At 54.8% G+C, this 21,986-nt stretch carries 17 protein-coding genes and 1 pseudogene; 13 read left to right on the top strand and 5 right to left on the bottom strand.

The annotated features are described in order from the left end of the window. Positions 1–121 precede the first annotated feature (121 nt). Together HU806_RS07855 and HU806_RS07860 are read left to right on the top strand one after the other, a co-directional pair. Positions 122–601, top strand: coding sequence for a LabA-like NYN domain-containing protein (locus tag HU806_RS07855; RefSeq protein ID WP_008012653.1), 480 nt, complete (start codon positions 122–124; stop codon positions 599–601). A 21-nt stretch (positions 602–622) separates the two neighbouring features. Continuing rightward, complete coding sequence (locus HU806_RS07860) at positions 623–1,234, top strand: 3'-5' exonuclease (RefSeq protein ID WP_186610848.1); 612 nt, start codon at positions 623–625, stop codon at positions 1,232–1,234. Positions 1,235–1,264: 30 nt separating this feature from the next. Here HU806_RS07860 and HU806_RS07865 read toward each other — a convergent pair. Continuing rightward, positions 1,265–1,435: pseudogene (locus HU806_RS07865) on the bottom strand (Lrp/AsnC family transcriptional regulator); the annotation flags it as partial. A gap of 426 nt (positions 1,436–1,861) precedes the next feature. On the opposite strand from HU806_RS07865, the gene HU806_RS26375 reads away from it, so the two are divergent. The 8 genes from HU806_RS26375 to HU806_RS07900 are packed head-to-tail and all read left to right on the top strand — an operon-like array spanning position 1,862 to position 14,164. Beyond that, positions 1,862–2,626: an alcohol dehydrogenase catalytic domain-containing protein gene (locus HU806_RS26375; RefSeq protein ID WP_527251137.1), complete on the top strand. Its 765-nt coding sequence runs from the start codon at positions 1,862–1,864 to the stop codon at positions 2,624–2,626. Further along, positions 2,623–2,958: a zinc-binding dehydrogenase gene (locus tag HU806_RS26810; protein WP_202884429.1), complete on the top strand. Its 336-nt coding sequence runs from the start codon at positions 2,623–2,625 to the stop codon at positions 2,956–2,958. The genes HU806_RS26375 and HU806_RS26810 overlap by 4 nt, the downstream gene beginning before the upstream one ends. A gap of 3 nt (positions 2,959–2,961) precedes the next feature. After that, positions 2,962–4,824, top strand: coding sequence for a non-ribosomal peptide synthetase (locus HU806_RS07875; protein WP_186610849.1), 1,863 nt, complete (start codon positions 2,962–2,964; stop codon positions 4,822–4,824). After that, positions 4,817–10,549, top strand: coding sequence for a type I polyketide synthase (locus HU806_RS07880; protein WP_186610850.1), 5,733 nt, complete (start codon positions 4,817–4,819; stop codon positions 10,547–10,549). Before HU806_RS07875 ends, HU806_RS07880 begins: the two co-directional genes overlap by 8 nt. Then, positions 10,542–11,264, top strand: a complete 723-nt coding sequence (locus tag HU806_RS07885; RefSeq protein ID WP_186610851.1) for a thioesterase II family protein — start codon at positions 10,542–10,544, stop codon at positions 11,262–11,264. The genes HU806_RS07880 and HU806_RS07885 overlap by 8 nt, the downstream gene beginning before the upstream one ends. After that, complete coding sequence (locus HU806_RS07890) at positions 11,254–12,171, top strand: serine hydrolase (protein WP_186610852.1); 918 nt, start codon at positions 11,254–11,256, stop codon at positions 12,169–12,171. The genes HU806_RS07885 and HU806_RS07890 overlap by 11 nt, the downstream gene beginning before the upstream one ends. After that, on the top strand, positions 12,172–12,930 hold the full coding sequence (locus tag HU806_RS07895; RefSeq protein ID WP_186610853.1) for a class I SAM-dependent methyltransferase: 759 nt from the start codon (positions 12,172–12,174) through the stop codon (positions 12,928–12,930). It abuts the gene before it with no gap. After that, positions 12,917–14,164 carry an MFS transporter gene (locus HU806_RS07900; RefSeq protein WP_186610854.1) on the top strand — a complete coding sequence of 416 codons (1,248 nt, stop codon included), beginning with the start codon at positions 12,917–12,919 and terminating at the stop codon, positions 14,162–14,164. The genes HU806_RS07895 and HU806_RS07900 overlap by 14 nt, the downstream gene beginning before the upstream one ends. Here HU806_RS07900 and proS read toward each other — a convergent pair. Both proS and HU806_RS07910 read right to left on the bottom strand, forming a co-directional pair. Continuing rightward, the gene (proS, locus tag HU806_RS07905) at positions 14,156–15,688 is read right to left on the bottom strand and encodes a proline--tRNA ligase (RefSeq protein ID WP_346657162.1); all 1,533 of its coding nucleotides are present in this window, start codon (positions 15,686–15,688) and stop codon (positions 14,156–14,158) included. The genes HU806_RS07900 and proS overlap by 9 nt on opposite strands. Positions 15,689–15,966: 278 nt before the next feature. Then, positions 15,967–16,419, bottom strand: a complete 453-nt coding sequence (locus HU806_RS07910) for a winged helix-turn-helix transcriptional regulator (RefSeq protein ID WP_186610856.1) — start codon at positions 16,417–16,419, stop codon at positions 15,967–15,969. Positions 16,420–16,581: 162 nt separating this feature from the next. On the opposite strand from HU806_RS07910, the gene yedA reads away from it, so the two are divergent. Together yedA and rhlE1 are read left to right on the top strand one after the other, a co-directional pair. Next, positions 16,582–17,484, top strand: a complete 903-nt coding sequence (yedA, locus tag HU806_RS07915; protein WP_186610857.1) for a drug/metabolite exporter YedA — start codon at positions 16,582–16,584, stop codon at positions 17,482–17,484. A gap of 58 nt (positions 17,485–17,542) precedes the next feature. Beyond that, positions 17,543–18,880 carry an RNA helicase RhlE1 gene (rhlE1, locus tag HU806_RS07920; RefSeq protein ID WP_186610858.1) on the top strand — a complete coding sequence of 446 codons (1,338 nt, stop codon included), beginning with the start codon at positions 17,543–17,545 and terminating at the stop codon, positions 18,878–18,880. A 70-nt stretch (positions 18,881–18,950) separates the two neighbouring features. Here rhlE1 and HU806_RS07925 read toward each other — a convergent pair whose 3' ends face one another. Both HU806_RS07925 and HU806_RS07930 read right to left on the bottom strand, forming a co-directional pair. Continuing rightward, complete coding sequence (locus HU806_RS07925) at positions 18,951–20,198, bottom strand: TIGR03862 family flavoprotein (protein WP_186610859.1); 1,248 nt, start codon at positions 20,196–20,198, stop codon at positions 18,951–18,953. A gap of 186 nt (positions 20,199–20,384) precedes the next feature. Further along, positions 20,385–21,305 (bottom strand): histone deacetylase family protein, encoded by a 921-nt coding sequence (locus HU806_RS07930; protein ID WP_186610860.1) that lies wholly within the window; start codon positions 21,303–21,305, stop codon positions 20,385–20,387. A gap of 72 nt (positions 21,306–21,377) precedes the next feature. Between HU806_RS07930 and HU806_RS07935 the strand changes: the two genes are divergently transcribed. Continuing rightward, the gene (locus tag HU806_RS07935; RefSeq protein ID WP_186610861.1) at positions 21,378–21,947 is read left to right on the top strand and encodes a GNAT family N-acetyltransferase; all 570 of its coding nucleotides are present in this window, start codon (positions 21,378–21,380) and stop codon (positions 21,945–21,947) included. Positions 21,948–21,986 lie beyond the last annotated feature (39 nt).

Below are 21,986 nucleotides of genomic sequence, written 5' to 3' on the forward strand. Positions count from 1 at the left end.
TTCGTCCGGGGCGCCCTGGCGCCTCGGGCCGATTATTCGCGGAACGTTCCTCGAGGCTGGCATACTGGGCAACTTTTCGGGCCGGGTGGCCTGCGCGCGTGTGCATTCATGAGGAAACGCGGTGAAAAAAATCGCAGTGTTCGCCGATGTCCAAAACCTCTACTACACCGTGCGCCAAGCCTACGGCTGTCATTTCAACTATGCGGCGTTGTGGGCTGATGTCAGCAAGCAGGGGCAGATTGTCGAAGCCTATGCCTATGCAATCGATCGCGGCGATAGCAAGCAGCAGCAATTCCAGCAGATCCTGCGCAACCTGGGTTTTATCGTGAAGCTCAAGCCCTACATCCAGCGCAGCGACGGATCGGCCAAGGGCGACTGGGACGTGGGTATCACCCTCGACATCATGGACGCCGCCGACCACGTCGATGAAGTGGTGCTGGCCTCCGGCGATGGCGATTTCGACATGCTGCTCGAGCGCATCATCAGCAAGCACGGCGTGCAGGCGGTGGCCTACGGCGTGCCGGGGTTGACCGCCAACTCGCTGATCCGCGCCGCCAGCCGCTACGTGCCCATCGAAGGCGCATTGCTGCTCAAGAACTGATCCTCAAGGAGCCCCACAGGTTTGGAACGCATCGCAGTCATCGACTTTGAAACCACCGGCATCACCCCGAGCAGCAGCTGCCGGGCCACGGAAATTGCCGTGGTGATGCTTGAGCAGGGGCGGATCGTCGACCGCTACCAGAGCCTGATGAATGCCGGCGTCCGCGTCCCGGCGTTTATCGAGCAATTGACGGGCATCAGCAATGCCATGTTGCGTAGCGCACCGTCGGCCGAGCGGGTGATGAACGAGGTCAACGAGTTCGTCGGCACCACGCCGTTGCTGGCCCATAACGCCGCGTTCGACCAGAAGTTCTGGGACTTCGAGCTCGGGCGGATAAAACGTACCCGTCTGCAGAATTTCGCCTGTTCATTGTTGCTGGCCCGGCGCTTGATGCCGGCGGCACCCAACCACAAGCTCGGCACGCTCAACGCTTTCGCCGGCCTGCCTCACACCGGTCAGGCTCACCGGGCCATGGCCGACGCCGAAATGGCCGCCAACCTCATCGCGCACCTGGCTTTGGAATTGCGACACAAGCATGGGTTGCAGGCGTTGTCCCATGATCTGCTATGCAGTCTGCAGAAAGTGCCGGCGGCGAAGATCAATGAACATCTCAAGCGCCATCGCGGGTTCTAGATACGCCGCAGGCTGGTCAGTGTTTGATCCTTATTTCCCGTTGCCTTCCAACTGCCCCAACGGCACGCGCTTTTCAATCGCGCTGGACAGCACGATCGAGGTCTTGCTGAAGCCGAACTTGGCGATGCGGTTGATCAGCTCTTCCAGTTCCGGCATCGAACCCACCGCCGCTTGCATGATCACGACGGGTCGCCCTGTCATTCAATGGCGTACAGGCAGCGGTTATGTATGTTCATTTGCAAAACAGAGCTTTTAAGAACGGAAATCATTTGTTTGTAGGGTGTTTTTATTTGGTTTGTGGCTTTGTTCGCTTTATTGAGTTGCTCAGTATTTATTGTCGACAGCCAAGCTCGCAAGGGTTAGGTTCAATTAATACTTCATAAGTAATGACAGCAATGACCTAAGCGAGCAGAGCATAGAGTAATACATTGCAGGGCTCGCATTGTACCTTCCGTATTTATTAAGGAGGGGTTCTTCAATATTCTGATTCTCAGAAAGAGGGCGTTGACAATGAGCGGGCATCCGATTGCATGTGATTCAAGGGGTACTTCATATGATGTGCCTCGTACCATGTTGGCGCAAACAATAAGGGCGGATAGGTATGGAGAGCCGAAAAATGCTTTCGCCATGGAAAGGGTACTTGTGCCTACGCTGGGGCCCGATGAGTGCTTGATCAAAGTGATGGCTGCGGGTGTGAATCATAATGGTATTTGGGCTGCACGCGGTCATCCGGTCGATGTCATAGGCATTCACAAAAAGCGCAACGAGCATCATGACTTTCACATCGCTGGGTCCGATGCCTCGGGAGTTATTGTTGCTATAGGGCGAGACGTTGTTAATGTAGCTATAGGCGATGAAGTTGTCGTGCATTGTGGTTGGTGGGATTGCGATGCAGTGGCCGATGAGATCATGGATAGGTCGGCAAAAATTTGGGGTTATGAGATCAACTTTGGTGCATTTGCGGAGTACAGCCGGGTCAAGTGCCAGGCAATTCTACCTAAGCCTGCACGATTGAGCTGGGAAGAAGCGGCCTCTTACATGCTGTGCGGGGCGACAGCTTACCGGATGTTACACGGATTCGCCCCCCATACAGTTAAGCGCGGAGATGTAGTGCTTATCTGGGGTGGTAGCGGTGGAATGGGGTCGATGGCTATTCAGTTGGTTAACGCTGCCGGAGCTATCCCTATCGCTGTAGTTAGTAGTGAAGAAAAAGCTGCATATTGTCGTGAAATCGGAGCGAAAGGCACGATCAACCGACAGGATTACGGCCATTGGGGGGGCTTGACGATATTGAAGATCCAAATAAATACGCCCGTTGGCTCGGCGAGGCACGACGATTCCAACAGGAAATTTGGCGTTTGGTCGGTGCACGAAAATGCCCCCGCATCGTGATTGAGCATCCGGGCGAGGATACCTTTCCAACCTCGTCATTTGTTTGCGCCCCCGGTGGGATGGTTGTCATCTGTGCTGGAACCAGTGGTTATAGGGGAACGTTCGATATCCGCTATCAGTGGATGCGTCAGAAAAGATTGCAAGGTTCGCATTTTGCCAATAGATCTCAGTGTCGTGAGTTTAATAATTTGATTGATCAAGGCCTGGTAAAGCCATGTCTGACCCGAACATTTGAATTTGAAGAACTTCCCGAAGCTCATCAAGTTATGTTCGAGAGTCGCGAGTTGCTAGGCAATTTTGTAATCCGCATCGGTAGTCGCTCGAGGTATTAGCCCATGTTGTTCATTAAGAGATTTTTAGATCAGGTTGATGAAAAACCTCATCTGTCGGCGGTTGCTGATCAGCTGCGAGAAATCACCTATGAGCAACTGTGCTCTCGTGCTAGGCGAGCGGCTCGAGTTATTGCCAAAATCAGTTCAGAGGTAATGATAGGTGTCGCGGTGAATAAGAGTGCCGACTACGTTGTTTCGGTACTCGCAGTTCATTTGTTAGGGCGTACAGTTGTTCCGTTGGATAGCCATTGTCCAATCAGTCGACTGAAGCAAATGATCACGTCTGTCGATTTATCATTGTGTCTTGTCAGCCGTTGCCAGGAGGATAAATTAACAGACATGCTGCAGGCGTCTATCCGCTTGATATATATCGAGGACGCCATTGGAGAGGAAGACGCAAACGACAATGCTGAGTCCACACGCTCTGTCGAGGAAGAGGCACCAGCCTATGTCGTATTCACGTCTGGAACCACCGGTAAACCAAAACCGGTTCTGATGCCCTACCGTGCGCTCAACACGCTGATCGACGGGATGGCGAAAGCTACAGAGCCTAGAGGTACCACCCTGCTATATGCAAGCCAAGGCTTCGATGTTTCATTTCAGGAGATCTATGCCACGTTGTGTTACGGCGACCGCTTGCTGATCGTCACGGATGCGCAAAAGAAAGATTTATACGCATTGACCGAACAGTTATCCAAAGAACGAGTGACGCGACTGTTCCTGCCAACCTCTATGCTGATCCCGTTTGTGACGTTCAGTCTCTACGAGGGGGTAACCCTGTTTGATTTGAGCGAAGTGATCGTGGCGGGTGAGCAACTGAAAGTCACTCCGATCGTCAGGCGATGGTTCAAGTCCCATTCCCGCTGTCGGCTAATCAACCATTACGGGCCATCCGAAACTCATGTGGTGATGACCTGCCAGCTCGATAATGAGCCAGATGACTGGCCTGATCTGCCCCCGATCGGTCAGCTTATCGCAGGCAGTGATGCCTGGCTGCTCGATGAGAGACTGCAACCCGTGGCGACGGGGTGCTCCGGGCAGTTATACATTTCCGGTCGTTCTCTGGCGTTGGGTTATTACGGCATGCCAGAGCTAACCTCAAAGAGCTTCATTACTCACCCACTGACTCAGGAGCGGATGTACAACACGGGTGATATCTGCGTACTCAATGAGCGGGCTCAATACGAGTACAAGGGACGGCATGACCGGCAGTATAAAGTCCGTGGTTATCGAGTGGAATTGAGGGAAGTCGAGGTGGCCGTCTTGGCTTCCGGACTGGTCGATGATTGCCTTGTCGTGGCATCGCAATTGGGTCTTACTACCTCATTAATTCTATATTTTACGGCGCCGGAGCGCGGCCAAGATTTCAGTTTGAGTCTGCACTCGCATCTTGCAGCCACGTTGCCCGAGTACATGTTGCCGTCCTTCTACAGGGGAATTGCAGACATTCCGTTGAACCAAAATGGAAAAATCGACACTGCGAAGCTCCCGCAGGTCGGCGGCGTGAGACCACGGTTGTCGTCGAACTATGTAGAGCCGCAAGGGCAGTTGGAAACGCTGGTATGTGAACTGGCGGCAGAGTGTTTTGGGCTAGACCGGATAGGCGCCAACGATAATTTCATGGAAGCGGGAGCGAACTCTTTCACATTGATCTCCATGCTGGCTGAGTTGCGTCACGTACTGGGTCACAGTTTTCGCCAGACCGATTTGTTTGAGTTCCCGACCCCAAGACTGCTGTGTGGAAACGTTCAGCGTTCGAAGGAGGCGCCAGAATCAAAGAACTCCATCGCCTCTGACACTAAGCGCAAGTTGAGATCGGCCGCTATCCACAATACTCATGGACGAATGAGGGGCCGACATGCATAACCACGAGGAGTATTCGGTAACACAGAACGAAAACAGTATCGCAATCGTCGGGATGTCCTGCCGTTTCCCAGGGGCGGGGTCGGTGAACCAATATTGGCAAAACCTCTTGGACGGCGTTGAGAGCATTCAAGTGGAGCTGGATTCGGATGGTCGGGTTCGGGCCCGTGCTGGGCTGCCAGGCATCGAAGACTTCGATTACGAATTTTTCGGCTTCAGCTTTAAAGAAGCTCAGTTGCTTGATCCGCAGCACAGAGTGCTGCTCGAATGCGCTTGGGAGGTGCTGGAGGATGCTTCACTACATGAGCAAAGCGAGTCTATCGGGGTGTTCTGCGGTGCCGGTCCAAGCTCCTATTTCATCAACAATATTCATGGCCTGAATGCCCGAGACAATGCCTGCGGCCTCTTTCAATCCTCTGAAACCTTGGCCCAATTCATGGCCACGGACAAGGAATTTTTAGCCAGCCGGATCGCCTACAAACTCAATTGCTGTGGCCCGGCCGTCAACGTTCAAGCCGCTTGTGCGACGTCACTATTCGGTGTGCACGCTGCAGTTCAGGCCTTACTTCTGGGTGATTGCGATGCCGCGCTCGTAGGGGCAGCTAGCATCTCTGTACCACAATCGATTCCCTACTATTTTGAACCTGGTATGCCCTTCAGCTCCGACGGGCATTGTCGTCCTTTTGATGCCTCGGCTAGTGGCACGGTGTTCGGTTCCGGAGCAGCTGTAATCGGATTGAAGAGACTCGGTGATGCACTTGCCGACGGTAACCAGATCCACGCGGTGATTCGTTCGGTAGCCACTAATAACGATGGTGCGCATCGGGCAGGCATGTCGGCACCTTCCGTTGCTGGGCAGGCTCGGGTCATTTGCGAAGCGCTCGATCTTGCCGGTGTGGATCCTGTCGACATCACCTATGTTGAAGCACATGGCACCGCTACTCCCATCGGTGATCCGATCGAGATCAAAGCGTTGGCCAATGCCTTTGCTGATCGCGATTGTAGACACACCTGTTATCTGGGAAGCGTCAAAGGCAACATCGGGCATCTGGGATGGTCGGCTGGGATGGCCGGATTGATCAAAGCGGTTCTGATCGTCCAGCATAAAGTTATCCCTCCGACTGTCAATTTTCGGCAGTACAACCCACAGCTGTACATCGAAGAAACGCCTTTTGTAATTAACCGGCAGCAGGTTTCGATCAACCGGCCTCACATTATCGTTGGTGTCAGTAGTTTTGGACTGGGCGGTAACAATTCGCACCTGATCCTTGAGACGGCACCAACAACACCATCGTTCGGCTCTTCAGTCGGCGATAACCAATCATGTCTGATTCCTGTTTCGGCCAGGGATGTTCCCGGCCTGCGTGACCTGTGCAATGCCTACCGGCTGTTTCTCGAAACTCATTCAGATGATTGTTTTCTAGGGTTCGTTTCCAATCTACGATATTCCAGGTCCACGCTCCAGCATCGTGCTTACATCTGTGTCAGTAATCGGACGCAAGCCATCGAAGCATTGGCCGCATTGTCCTTCGATAATCGTTCGCCAGACCCGCATGCTCCTCGGGTGGGGCTGATGTTCAGCGGTCAAGGCGCAGAACATCGAGAAATGGGGCGCGAGCTGTATGTTCAGGAAGCGATGTTCAAGTTCGAGCTTGATGCGTTTAACCCGATGTGTCGGGAAGCGTTTGGCGCCGACGCTGCAGATCTGCTATTTGATGCTCGGATCAACATGCGGATTGAGCAAGATATTGCGTTATCGCAGCCGCTGACGTTTGCACTGCAAGTGGCGATGGCAAAGTTATTTCTGAGCCATGGCATAACCCCCGTCGCCTTGTTCGGGCATAGCCTAGGTGAATACGCTGCGGCGTGCATCGCAGGCGTGTTTAGTCCTGAACAGGGGTTCAAGATACTTGTACAGCGCGGTCGATTGCTGGATTCGCTCGGTCATATCGGTGCTATGGCGGTCTTGGGATGTGATCGCGCGTGTGCCTCGGGGCTTATTGAAAAAATAGCAGATGGTTTATCTATTGCCGCGCTTAACGGCAGCATCAACACGGTTGTTTCCGGAACACATGAGGCTATCGAACGGCTCCTGCGCAACGCGCAAGTCGCTGGAGTCAATGCGACACGACTGAACATTTCACGCCCTGGGCATTCCGGCCTGCTTGACCCTTTGCTGGACAGCTTTAAAGCGTACCTGGACTCCGTCGAAATGAATCCGCCGAGCGGCCCCTTCATCTCAACGCTGACAGGTGTCCTAGCGGGAGATGAAGTGGCAACCTCGCAATACTGGTGTCGGCAACTGCGTGAAACCGTGAATTTCAGTGCAGGTGTTTCCTCTGCGCTCGACCAAGGCTGCACTCATCTCGTCGAATTCGGGCCGAAAGCTACCCTGTCGGGTTTGGTGCTTGGTGATTGGGGGGACCGGCTGAACGTTTTGCCTATGGCCAGAGGGAGACAAGGGGATCATCGGCAATATCTCGCGGTGCTGGGTGAGTTGTTTCAGGCGGGTGCAGATGTTCGATTTAGGACGCCTTCAGCCCGAGCACCAATTCTTTCGGGATTGCCGGGATATCCCTTTAAACGTGTTCGCTGTTGGATTGATGCCTCGCAATCTGAAGTTGCTCGGTCCGACTTCATCTACCAGACAGTTTGGCAACCGTTCACGGATAAATCGATGGCCAGTCGGGCATCGGATCTCAAAGTACTGTTTCTAAGTTCGGTAGAGCAGTCGCGAGACGAAGTTCGCTATCTAGACGGCGCCTTCAGGCAAGTTCATCGAATTACTCTAGATCGTTTGGCGGGCGCGTGCAGCGATGCCATGAGGGACACCGCCATGCAGACCTTCGCCGAATTGTGGCGGGAGTACCCCGATGGACTCGACAGGGTTTATCTCGATTTGCGCCATTTGCCGGAAAGTGATGTTCGGGCAGCAGTAGGGGCCTGCATGCAAACCTTGAGTCTGATGAGTAGCATGACCGATCGCTGTCCTCCTGTTTGCCTGCTGTTTGCAGCACAAGTCCGCGGCGACGGAGACAAGACTCCCGGGCCAGTGGCGAATAGTGTCGTGGGTATGCTGCGTTCGTTGCTGCTCGAAGAACCTGACCGTAAGGTTACTGTTCTCAACTTCCTTAGGACCTGTCTTCCTCAAAGTACCGAAGAGGCTGGGCCCATACTGCTGTTGCCTTCCACTGAGGAACTCGTCGTCACGATAGAGAAAGGACAGCCATATGTGCCTCGATTGGAGCGGTTCACAGGTGACGATCCGAGTGTTGGGGAGGGGCGCGAACAGCACTATCTGTTGCTAGGTGGTGCTGGTGGTGTTGGACGAAAACTGATCGAAAACCTTTGTACCGAACCGGGTCGCTCCGTCCTCGTCATTGGACGTTCACCTAAGCCAAATGACGCATTGCGTGAGTTGATGGTGCGTCACCCTGGCGTCCGTTATTTCAGTTTCGATTTGTCAACCGATCAGGGGCAGAACGAGTGTGCACGATGGTTGCATCAGGCGTCTGTGCAGCGGGCTACGATCTTTAATCTGGCTGTCGATCTCAACGATAAGCTATGGGGGGACGTCGGAATTACGGATCTACAGCGATCCTTTGATGCTAAATGCAACAGTGTCCTGGCCTTGTATCGCTTGCTGATTGAGCAAGGCACGAAGATCGAATGCGTATTCAATTTCTCTTCAGCGACTTCAATTCTGGGTAATGCCGGACAGTTGGCCTATGGCGCTGCCAGTGCCTTCCTGGATGCGGCCCACGGAGTTTTATTCTCAGGGGCGTCCAAAGTACTGACGGTTAATTGGGGTGTGTGGGGCGATGCCGGGAAACTACTTGATGAGCATCAGCGCCAGCAGGTGCTTAAGGTCTGCGGCCTGAACAGCCACAGCAGCGAACAAGGCTCTCAATTCGTACGTACACTTTTGGCCGGTTCATCCCGCCGCTTGGCTTACATGAACATCGACGAGAGAGCGCTGGGAGATAGGTCCCGAGCCAGCGCAAGGTTTCTCGAACGTTTGGCACCCCCGGCCGACCAGCGTGATAGAAGACATACGGACAATGTTACGAGGCGCTTACTCGCCTGTAACGATGAGCACGAAATCGCCAAAGTGCTGGAGGTTTGGCTGGTTTCGATCGTCGATACGTTGGTTGGGTTGGAGACGGCGAGCCAGGGTCGTTACGAATCGATCAAGTCACACGCTTTCAAAGCGTTGGGATTCGACTCCTTGGCACTGGTGCAATTGAAGAATGCCTTGGGTTCGCAACTTGGCCTACAGTGGAGCCTCAAACGTTTCCATGCTACTCGGGCACTGAGCGAGTTGTTCACCGACATGGTTGCTCATGTCAGTCAGCCTGCCTGGCGCGACGCCAATCAGAAGCGAAAGGAAGCGGTGCAACCTGATGGGCAGGATACGCTTGTGTCATTGCAACAGGCTCGGTGGATATCTCTAATCGGTCAGAATTACGGCCTGCGCATCATTCCATACCGGATTCATTGCCCTTTTGACCCCGAGCATTGCCGTAAGGCCCTGTTGCAGGTACTTGAGGAACATCCATTGTTGCGCACGTTTTTCCCTGGGGGCCAAGCTGTGGTCAAGACCCCAGCGCAGGTGATCGACGGTTTCACATCGTTATATACGGATCTCGCCGGACAATCAGAGCAGCAGAAGACAAAAAAGATAAAGAGCCTTGTAAATTCGATGGCGCAGGCATTGCCCAAACCCCAAGAGAATGTGACCTGGGCTATACACTTTATTGATGTCGCTGAGCCTTGGTTTATCGCACTGCTAGGTGTGCAGCATCTGGAGTTTGACGGTAAGTCCCTGACGCTGATGTTCGACCGGCTGGGTGAATGTCTGCACCAACTGGCCAATAAGCAGCCACTGACCCGCATCAATCACGCTATCGCTTATGCCGACTATGCACGACGTCAGCAGCATTATTTGCATGGGCAGTGGAGGTCCGATGCAGGTTTCTTCAAAGGGCTTTACAACGCCTTTGAAAGTCCGACCGTGTTATCTGGACATCCGGGATTCAGTCCCACTGCGGTGTGCCGGTCGTCGCGCCACAGTGTCAAGGCCGCTGATGTAAACCGCCTTTTGGGCAAAATGGCGTCAGAACACGGATTCAGTGTGTTCAATGCCATTTTGTACGTTTATGCCAGGACGATGGCCGAAGTGATCGGATGCAATCAGCTTATGATCAGTGCGATCAACAGCGGACGTGGCCTGAGCGAATTCAACGATGTGATCGGCCCGTTCACCTCTCCACTACCCGTACCGATCGTGCAACACGAATGGCTGAACGGTATTTCAATAGTCGCACGCACGCTTGAAAGCATTCAGGACTATCCGTTGATGCACCCGACAATGTTGATCGATGAAGTGACAGCGTTTTCTGGGATGGCTCATGACACCTATTTCTCTGACCTTGGCATCAATTTCCTGAATTACCGTCAGAGCGACGCGACGCCGGGCAAGGTATGGATTGAGGGAGTGGAAATACTCGGGCCGATTGAAGAGGGAATCTTGTCCGGGGCCAATGTCGAAGACCTGCGACGTGTGCCCGGGTTGCATTTGGTTGTCGAAATTGACGGCCATGATTTGCGGTTCAATTTCTGGTACCACGCCCAGCGCTTTACAAACGATGAGGTCAAGCGTTGGAGCGAGCTTATGATGCGGAACTTGAGTGATCTGCTGGGCATGGTGAGGATAGGCAATGAATGACCCTACCTTACTCTGTTTCTCTTACGCTGGCGGAAGTGCTGGGTTCTATGCCCGCTGGCGTCGTGTTCTGCCCAATGTCGTAATTGTTCCGGTCGATATACCGGGGCGGGACCTTATTCAGAACTCGAGAGCACTGACAACCCATAATAGTTTGATTGACTACCTGATCAAACATTATCTGCGCTGGTGTATACCGCCATTTGCATTGTTCGGTCATAGTCTCGGGGCGCGCATCGCGTTTGAATTGCAGTCAGTGCTGGAGCATAGGCATGGATTACAGGCGTCACGTTTGTTCGTTAGTGGTTGCCTATCGCCGGAGCGATTCGCCAGTGCCATGGCTGTTCATGAACAGGATCTTAGCGATTCGGCATTGTTGCGGGTGTTATCTAGACTTGGGGGTACTCCGCCGGAGCTACTGTCTAATCCATTATCGATGCGAGCGGCGCTCCCAAAGATAAGAGCCGATTTCGAGTTGGCGATCGATCTCTCGAAAAGTGCCGCCATGCCCATCGCATCGCCAATTGATCTCTTACTGGGGAGTCAGGACAAGGTTACTAGTCTGTTCGAGGACTATTCGGGCTGGTTGCGTCATACCTCCTGCGGGTGTCAGGTGTCGCTCTTCGAAGGTGATCATTTTTTTATCCGTTCCCAGACGAACCAAGTCGCCAGACTGGTCGGGGAAAAGCTGCAGGAGGTTGCACCGCATGAGGTATGAGTCTCAGGTACTGGATTGGCTGAGCGTTGGCGGCTGGGCCTTGCCGGTGATCGGTGAACGAATGATCGAACGAGCGAGACTGGAGCCATCCTGTACCTACCGCTGGTGTATTCGTGATGTGATGCTGGGTACCTGCCATGTGTTCAATGAGCATGCCTGTTGTCCAGCTTCAAGCACCCGCAAGCTTTACATTCTTCTCGCTGTGTTACTGCTAGTCGAACGCGGAGAACTGGCTTTGGAGGACACTATCCTTGTGGAAAAGGACAGGGTAGGAAGGCAAACCTGTGGCGGTCTTTGGCTGTTGGATACTCCTCGAAAATTCAGTATCGCCGAACTGCTCAAGCTGATGATGGGAATGAGCGACAATATCGCCACCTTCTATCTGGTGGAACGGATTGGCTTGGAGCGCCTGAACTCGCTTTCAGCGACTCTAGGGTTGTGTCGAACTCTGCATTTGTCGTCAGTGCCGACCCATGAGTTGACCGTCGATCATTCATTGGACGTAGTCAATACCACTACAGCGTGGGACTTGACGACAGCAATGTCATTGCTGGTCGATGGCGCAGCTGAACGACTGCCTTCCGGCTCAACTTTCATCCGTCGGGACTTATGCCTGTTCGGCTTTGACAGCATGCGCGCCCAACAGGACGCCACGGCAGTAAGGAGCTGGCTGACTGACATGGATCATATCGGTGACAAGCACGGCATCGGCTATCGCAATTACAACAACGTCGGCTATCTGGTTCGTGATGGCGTAGTACGAATGATTTTTTCGTTCATCGTTGACGACCTGCACCGCATAGAGGATCCCCGACCTGCCTTTGTATATGCCAGAGATTTCATTGGCCTATTTGTTCGGCTATTGGATGACAGCAGCAAGTTCGAATCTTTCTCAGAGGACTCCTGAATGACCCATTCCCTTGCTGATGGTTACCTCAACAAATCCAAGGCATATGACAGTGCCAGGCCCTGCTATCCGTCGCAGGCGATAGAATTTATCCACCGCCAACTCGATTTGTCTTGCGATCTTCCGGTGCTGGACGTTGGTGCAGGAACCGGAATATTGACCCGTCAACTGGCGTCTACCGGGATGCCGATCATCGGCGTAGAACCTGATGAGCAAATGTTGGCAATGGCGCGTGCGAACACCGCAGCGACGAACGCAAAATTTCGATGTGGAACTGCTGAAAACTTGGGACTTGCTCAAGATTCTGTATCGGCGCTGGTGTGTGGCCAGTCCTTTCACTGGTTTGACCCCGGCAAAACCCTGTCTGAATTCAGGCGGGTGCTTGCGACCAACAACCCGGTGTTTCTTGTTTGGAACATTCGCAGTCCCGACTGCGATGAGTTTCATAGGGCTTATGAACGGCTTCTCCGTGACCAATTCGAACGCTATGAGGAAACGTTGCAAATAGACCGATGTTTGGAAGACCGCATTCAGAAATTTTTTGTTGGACCCATCGAAGAGCGCACATTTCTCAACAGTCAGCAGTTGGACGCATCGGGACTTCTCGAAAGAACAATGTCCTGCTCCTATGCCATGCTGCCGGGGACTGCCGAATACCGTTCGGCCAGTCATGCATTGAGTGTTTTGTATCAGCAGCATCGGCAAAAGAACGGGGTCTCCTTGAGCTATCAGACGCGTGTTGTTTATGGCCGTATTTGAACGTTTAGGCATGAGCCAACTGTTTCGAGGGCCTGCTTTGGTGGTGTTGTTGTCATTTTTTCCGACGTTGGCGCGGGCTGCATTTCTTTCATATTTTCTGATTTTCCTTAGTGAGCGGTTCAAGCTTTCGGTGGATCAGATAGGCTTGTTTGTCGGTGGGTTTATCCTTTTGAGTTCTATTTCCAGCTTGGTAATTGGCGCTATTCTCGACAGAGTGGGAATCAAGAGGTTGATGCTCAGTTCATCCGCTATTCAGTCCTCGGTCTACGCTGCCCTGTTGTTGTCCGATTCGTTAGTACTGGTTTTCATACTTTGCTTGGTGCTGAATTTGGCGTACTTGTCGCTCGAAACGACAGTCCGCATGTACATCGCTCGTCAATTTATTGCAGCGCAAACAGCCTCGGTACTCTCTTTCAAATACACCTTAACCAATACAGCGTACGCGCTAGGGCCCTTGGTCGGCTTTTGGTTGAACAAGCAAGGCGCCTCGCCTCTGCTGTTCTGCAGCGTTGCGACACTTATCTTTGTTTTGATACCAGGTAGACCCTTTGCAGAGTCAGGAAGAAGCGTGCAGCAAAACGCCGATAATGAGGGCCTGCTTGCCTCTTTGGCGATCATGGCCAAGGATAAAAAACTGCTGAAGTTTACGATCGCTAGTATTCTCCTCGCGGGGGTATTTGGACAGTTTCACCTGTATGTGGGCCAGTATTTATTAACAGTCCATACTGCTGCGCAAATGTACGAAATCATCAGTGCTGTCTTCGTTACTAATGCACTGACTTCAATTCTATTGCAGTACCTTATCGGCCGTAGGGTGAGGGCTGAGCGTTTCAGGTTATGGATGTGCAGCTGCGTCCTGGCGTTTGGTGTAGGGCTATTGGGGTTTGCATTCTCCAGCACCCTGCTTGCCTGGGTTGTTTTTACCGTCATATTCACTGTGGGTGAGATAATTATCCAGCCATTGGAGTTTTTGTATATCACTCATATTGCGCCTGTACATATGGCAGGAGCGTACTATAGTTCGCAAAATCTTACCTATGTAGGCGCCGCATCCACACCGGTGATATGCGGTTTTATACTTGCGAATTTCAGTTCAGTATATTTTTTGCTGTATTTATTGGTGTTGCTGATTGCGGGTGGCGTAATTTTTTATAAAGAGGGTGGTAAGTTAACTTTTCCTAAAGTAACACAGCCCCGCAGTGGCGGGGCTGTGGGTGATCAGAGGTCAATATGATTTTGCATAAATTGCCCAGGTTTTTGTTGTTGACCCGGTAAATAAACAAACAGCGGGGGATTTGGGTTGGTTGAGCGGGATGCAGCGAACGGTTACGCCCAGTTCGCTAATGGCTGTCTCAACTTTTTCATTTTCAGTGAAGGGTGCGAGAATGAATTTACTGGGTTTTCCATCTTGCGTTAAAGCACTTTTGAACTCCTCCAGTGTCGTGACAGTAATGGTGTTGTCGGATAGTTTTTTGCGTGCGTCTTCCAGCATGTCACTCTGAAGAGTGGTAAGTAATTTTGTGAGGTTGTTGACAAAAATAGCCACGTCCGCTTTTTGTGTCTGTTTAATGTCGTTGCGGCACGAGTAGGACGCAATGTTCTGTTCCAACTCCTTCGCGCCTACTTCAACCCGGACAGGCACGCCGCGTTTGATGTGATACCACTTTTTCTCGCCACTATTCATGTCTCGCGTATCAATACTCACTCTTATATTTTGCCCTTTGAGTTTTTTTCGAGCGATCTGCTTGCGTAAATTTTCGCAGTAGGCATGGATTGCTTCGGCGTCCTTTTCGTTGCGCACGATTGGAACAATGACAACTTGGGTAGGTGCCACCAAGGGCGGAATTACCAGTCCGTCATCGTCACCGTGGGCCATGATCATGGCACCGATCAAGCGCGTGGATACGCCCCAGGATGTGGTCCATGCAAGTTCCTTCACTCCGTCTTTATTCACGAAACGGATGTCTGAGGCTTGTGCAAAATTCTGCCCCAAGAAATGAGAGGTTCCCGCCTGCAAGGCCTTACCATCCTGCATCATCGCTTCGATAGTGTAAGTACTGACAGCGCCAGGGAAGCGCTCCCAAGAGCATTTTTCCCCTTTGATGACTGGTAGTGCCAAATAATTGACCGTGAACTGTTCATAAACGTCCAGCATTCTCATTGTTTCTTCCAGTGCCTCTTCGCTGGAGGCGTGAACGGTATGCCCCTCCTGCCAAAGAAATTCCGATGTTCGTAGGAAAATTCTTGGCCGCATTTCCCAGCGAAGCACGTTAGCCCATTGATTGATGAGCAGCGGTAGATCCCTGTAACTTTGCACCCACCGGGAAAACGAGGCGCCAATAACTGTTTCACTGGTAGGCCTGATAATAAGCGGTTCTTCAAGCTCTCCGGTCGGGATTAGTTTGCCGTCAGCTGTTTGCTCTAGACGATGATGAGTAACCACCGCGCATTCCTTGGCGAATCCGTCCACGTGATCAGCTTCTTTTTGCAGGAAAGATAGTGGAATAAGCAGTGGGAAATATGCGTTGAGATGCCCGGTTTCCTTGAATTTCTTATCAAGTTCACGTTGGATGTTTTCCCAGATGCCATAACCCCAGGGGCGAATAACCATGCATCCCCTGACTGGAGAGTTTTCGGCCAACTCTGCCTGGGATATGACTTGTTGATACCATTCGGAAAAATTTTCACTCCGTGTAGGACTTATCGCACTTTTCATAAAAATTTCACTGCATAAGGAATACGCGGTCGAGTCTAACATAAAGAGTATGTGTGTCTAATGTTGGGGTGCCGTGCTTTTTTGTGTGGCTGGCTGAGCGTTTGTTGTTGTGTTTTTCCTACAGTATTTTCCTATTGGTGCTGTGTTTTAGAAAAAATAGCTTAAGTTTTTTTTCTGGCTAAGACATTTCTTACACCGGTGACCTTATATAAAGTCCAACTGACTCAGCTACTTCCAACAGAAAATGATAAGGCTGCACTTTCTATTTTATTGAGGAGTTATGAGGGATTGCCCATACAGTTTGCTCTGTGTTGGGCCGTCTATTTCCCGTTACCTTCCAACTGCCCCAACGGCACGCGCTTTTCAATCGCGCTGGACAGCACGATCGAGGTCTTGCTGAAGCCGAACTTGGCGATGCGGTTGATCAGCTCTTCCAGTTCCGGCATCGAACCGACCGCCGCCTGCATGATCACGCACGGGTCGCCCGTCACCCGATGGCATTCGGTCAGTTGTGGGATCTTGCACAGCTCGTCGTAGGTCTTCTGGCTGCCGTGCTGGTTCATCCGCAGTTCGATGACGCATTGCACCGGCAGGCCGATCTTGGCCAGGTCGACTTTGGCCTGATAGCCGGTGATGACTCCGCTGGCTTCCAGTTTGCTGACGCGCTCGGCCACGGCTGGGGCTGACAGGTTCACTTTGCGGGCCAGTTCGGCGTAGGAGGCGCGACCGTTTTCCAACAGGGCGCTGAGCAGCATGCGGTCGTACTTATCCACCGGTAGGGTTCCAAATGACGTGACTTTCGAGAACGCGGTTTATAGCGCCTATCTCCGTGTTTTGAAAAGTGTATGGCTCGGATAAACAGGTTTTGTAGCTTATTTTCTGCCTGTCGCCTTTCTAGAATGAACGGTCCTCATCGTCCTGACTTCGAGTTGAACATGCCTGGCCCACGTCGTTTTCCGTTGCCGTTGATCGCTGCCTTCTTCGCCTTGTACGTTATCTGGGGTTCGACCTACCTGGTGATTCGCATCGGCGTCGAGCATTGGCCGCCCTTGCTGCTGGCCGGGATTCGTTTCGTGATCGCCGGGTCGCTGATGTACGGATTCCTGCGCTGGCGCGGGGCGCCGGCACCGACCTGGGAGCAATGGAAAGCCGGGGCACTCATTGGCGTGCTGCTGCTGACGTTCGGCAACGGTGCGGTGAGTGTCGCCGAGCACATGGGCGTGGCGTCTGGGGTGGCGGCGTTGGCCGTGGCGACGGTGCCTTTGTTTACCTTGCTCTGCGGCTATTTCTGGGGCGCGCGTAATACCCGTCTGGAATGGGCAGGGATTGTGTTGGGATTGATCGGCATTGCCATGCTCAACCTGGGTTCCAACTTGCAATCGAGTCCGTTGGGGGCGGCTTTGCTGGTCTTCGCGGCGGCTTCCTGGGCCTTTGGCTCGGTATTGAGCAAACACTTGCCGTTACCGGCCGGGGCGATGGCCAGTGCCGTGGAAATGCTGGTCGCCGGCGTGGTGCTGTTGATCGCCAGTTTCGCCAGTGGCGAGCGCCTGGATCACATGCCGCCGCTGGAAGGCTGGTTCGCGCTGGTCTATCTGATCGGTTTCGGCTCGATCATCGCCTTCAACGCCTACATGTACCTGCTCAAGCACGTGCGTCCGGCAGCGGCGACCAGCTATGCCTACGTCAACCCGGCGGTGGCGGTGTTGCTGGGGATTGTTTTCGCCGGAGAAACCATTGGCGTCGAGGAGGCCTTGGCGATGCTGGTGATCATTAGCGCCGTGGTGTTGATCGGCTTGCCGCAGTGGCGCAAGCCCAAGCCTGCACCGGCCGAATCCTGATTTAGGGTAAACTGCCGCGCATTGCACACCTTGCGCTGATTTTTCCTACGGTATCTCCATGACTTTCGCCACCCTTGGCCTGATCGAACCCCTGCTGCGCGCCCTCGAGACGCTCGGCTACCAGACGCCGACGCCCGTCCAGGCCGAAGCCATGCCGGCGGTGCTCGCTGGTCGCGACCTGATGGCCGCGGCCCAGACCGGCACCGGCAAGACCGCCGGTTTCGCCGTGCCGCTGTTGCAGCTGCTGACCACCGAAGGGCCAAAGGTGACCGCCAATTCGGTACGGGCACTGATCCTGGTGCCGACCCGCGAGTTGGCCGAGCAGGTTCATGAAAGCGTGCGCCAGTATGCGCAGAACCTGCCGCTGAGCACCTACGCCGTGTACGGTGGCGTCAGCATCAACCCACAGATGATGAAGTTGCGCAAAGGCGTCGACCTGCTGGTTGCCACGCCTGGGCGCTTGCTCGATCTGTTCCGCCAGAACGCGCTGAAGTTCAACCAGTTGCAGACCCTGGTGCTGGACGAAGCCGACCGCATGCTCGACCTGGGTTTCTCCGAAGAGTTGGCAAACATCTACAAGGCACTGCCGAAGAAGCGCCAGACGCTGCTGTTCTCGGCCACGTTTTCCGACGCGATCCGCCTGCTGGCCGGGCAGATGCTCAACGATCCGCTGAGCATCGAAGTGAGCCCGCGCAACGTGGCGGCAAACACCGTCAAGCAGTGGGTGGTGACGGTCGACAAGAAACGCAAGCCGGAACTGTTCGTCCACCTGATGCGCAAGCACAAGTGGAAGCAAGTGCTGGTGTTCGCCAAGACCCGCAACGGTGTCGATGCCTTGGTGGAAAAACTCCAAGCACTGGGCGTCAACGCCGATGGCATTCATGGCGACAAACCCCAGGCCACCCGCCAACGTGCGCTGGACCGGTTCAAGGCCAGCGAAGTGCAAATCCTGGTGGCGACCGACGTTGCCGCACGCGGGCTGGATATCGAGGATTTGCCGCTGGTGGTGAACTTCGATTTGCCAATCGTTGCCGAGGACTACATCCATCGCATTGGCCGCACGGGACGGGCGGGCGCCACGGGGCAGGCGATTTCCCTGGTCTGCGCCGATGAAGTGAACCTGCTGTCAGCCATCGAAACCCTGACCCGTCAGACATTGCCTCGGCAGATGGAACACGACTTCGAGCCTGAACACCGCGTGCCGGACACCGATGCCAGCGGCCAGGTTGTCAAGAAACCGAAAAAGCCGAAGAAACCGAAAACCCAAGGCAGCGGCGGCAAGCGCAACCTGGGCAAGTGGGTGGACAGTGGCGACTCGGGACCGGTCGAACCTTCGGTGAAGCCTGTGCGAAAAGTGCCGGTGTTCAATACTGGGCCACGCAAGAGGAAGCCTTGACGGCAGCTGCAAGTTGTAAGCGGCAAGCGGCAAGTTGGACGCACGCGGCTTCAGGCTTGCAGCTTGCAGCTTATAACTTGCCGCTGTTTCGCAGAAACTCCACCATCCCCAACCCCGCCGCCCGGCCACTGGCAAAGCACGCTGTGAGCAAATACCCCCCGGTCGGCGCTTCCCAATCGAGCATTTCCCCCGCGCAGAAAACCCCGGGAAGTTGCTTGAGCATCAGGCGCTCATCCAAGGCTTCGAAGGTCACGCCTCCGGCGCTGCTGATGGCTTCGTCCAGCGGGCGGGTTTTCACCAGGGTAACGGGCAAGGCCTTGATCGCCTGGGCCAGCCGCGCCATGTCGGTGAAGCAATCGGCAGACGTGAGTTCTCGCAACAACGCCGCTTTGACCCCATCGATCCCCAGCTGGCTGTGCAAGTGCTTGGCCATCGAGCGTGAGCCGCGCGGCTTGCCCAGCGCTTGAAGAATTTTGTCCACAGGCCGGCCCGGCAGCAGATCCAGATGAACAGTGGCGTGTCCATACCGGTTGATAGCCTCCCGAATCCGCGCCGACAGTGCATAGATCAGGCTGCCTTCCAGGCCAGTGGCGGTGATGACGCATTCGCCGAGGCGCGGCACGTCGTCGTTGAGACCGATGGCGATGTTCTTGAGCGGGGCGCCGGCGTATTTGCCGATCAGCAGATCGCTCCAGGCCGGCACGTCGAATCCGCAGTTGCTCGGTTGCAAGGCCGCCAGGGCAATACCGCGCTGTTCCAGCTCCAGCATCCAGGCACCGTCGGATCCCAGGCGTGACCAGCTGCCGCCGCCCAATGCCAGCAACGTCGCGTTGGGCTGCAGCGACTTTTCACCGTCTGGACTGGCGATACGCAGGCTGCCGTCGATGTTCCAACCGAGCCAGCGATGGCGTGTGTGGATCACCACGCCGGCATCGCGCAAGCGTTTGAGCCAGGCGCGCAAGAGCGGCGCGGCTTTCATGTCCGTAGGGAATACCCGCCCCGAGCTGCCGACAAAGGTCTCGATGCCCAGGCCGTGAATCCATCTGCACAACTCATCCGCCCCGAACGCCCGCAACAGCGGGGCGACGTTCGACGCGCGTTCGCCGTAGCGGGACAGGAATGCCGGGAACGCTTCCGAGTGGGTAATGTTCATCCCGCCGACACCGGCCAGCAAAAACTTCCTACCCACCGATGGCATGCCGTCGTACAGGTCGACCTGGATGCCGGCCTGGCTCAACACCTCGGCCGCCATCAGACCGGCGGGACCACCGCCGATGATGGCGACGTTTGGAGAAGAGGCTTGGGCAATCGAGGTCATGATTTGAACTTTGGGGCTGGAATAGGCGCAGCATTCTAGCAGCACCGGTTCTTCCGGGAGCGTCTGCGCTTAGGTTGATCAAAAAACAACCAGTCCGGCGCGGGCTAGAGGCAACACAGGCTGTAAGTCGTTTCGCTCAGGTTATCCACAGGCCATTCCACAGCCATTGTGGGTAAAGCGCAGATTTCAGTTGCAGCCTGATGACATCCAGACCTTTTGTGCGCTGTGGTGCAGGATTCCATGACGGCGGGCCAAGGCTTTGCGGTCCTTGCTGTAGCCGCCGCCGATCACGCCGACTACCGGGATGTCCCGCCCCAGGCAATGGCGCATCACGCTTTCATCCCGGGCAGCGAGGCCTTCATCGGTCAACTTCAGGTAACCGAGGGCATCGTCCTTGTGAACGTCAACCCCGGCGTCATACAGCACCAGGTCCGGCTGATAGAGCGGCAGCAGGTAGTTGAGGGCGTCATCGACGACGCTCAGGTACGCGTCGTCACCCATGCCCATCGGCAGGGGGATGTCCCAATCGCTATGCGCCTTGCGTGCAGGAAAATTCTTTTCGCAGTGCAAGGAAACTGTCACGGCGTCCGGGGTGTCATGGAGTATTCGAGCCGTACCGTCGCCCTGATGCACATCGCAATCGAAAATCAGCACTCGCGAGACCCGGCCACTGGCCAGGAAGTAGCGGCTGATCACCGCCAGGTCGTTGAAGATGCAAAAGCCCGCCGGGTGGTCGTAGTGGGCGTGATGCGTACCGCCGGCCAGGTGACAGGCCAGCCCATGCTCAAGCGCTTGTTCGGCGGCCAGCAGTGAACCGCCGACGGCGCGCACCGTTCGCCGGGCCAAGGCTTCGCTCCAGGGCAGGCCGAGGCGCCGTTGGTCTTCGCGGGACAACTCGCCGCCCATATAGCGTTCGATATAAGCGCGATCGTGGGCCAGGGCGAGAATCTCCGGCGGGCACAGCGCCGGACGCAACAGGTCCGCGTCCCGGGTCAGGCCGCTGTCCACCAAGTGGTCGCGCAGCAGGCGAAACTTGTCCATGGGGAAGCGGTGCTCCGGGGGAAATTCGGGGCTGTAGTCTTCGTGGTAGATCAGCGGCAGCGGCATGGTGTTTTCAGTGGCGATTGAGTGACGGATCCTACCAGCGATGTAAACTCTGGGCATGGAAAGGGAGTGAAAATGGAGCCGATACTGGAACTGGAAAGCGCACGGCTGATACTGCGACAGTGGAGCGATGATGATTTGCCGGCGTTTGCGGCGATGTCTGCCGATCCCCAAGTGATGCGTTATTTTCCGGCACCGCTGAGCCGCCTGGAAAGCGCCGCGCTGATCGGCCGGGTGCGCGGGCATTTCGCCGAGCACGGTTTTGGCTTGTGGGCGCTGGAGCGCAAGGACACCGGCGCCTTCATTGGCTTCACCGGGTTGGGCGTGGTCGGGTTCGACGCGCATTTCACCCCCGCGGTCGAGATCGGCTGGCGCCTGGCCCGGGAGCATTGGGGCTTGGGTTACGCCAGCGAAGCCGCGTGGACGGCGTTGCGCTGTGGGTTCGACCGCCTGGGGCTGGACGAAGTCGTGGCGTTTGCCGCTGTGGATAACTTGCCATCGCAGAAAGTCATGCAAGCCATCGGTATGCTGCATGACCCGGCCGATGATTTCGAACATCCAAAGCTCGCGGTCGGCCATCCATTGCGTCACCATGTGCTCTACCGAATCAACCGCGAGCAGTGGCTGCAGACCCTGCACGGTTAGCCGACACGGACGTCTACAATGCCCGCCACAATGGCCCGG

Source organism: Pseudomonas sp. SWRI154 (genome assembly GCF_014268645.1).
Classification (GTDB): domain Bacteria; phylum Pseudomonadota; class Gammaproteobacteria; order Pseudomonadales; family Pseudomonadaceae; genus Aquipseudomonas; species Aquipseudomonas marvdashtae.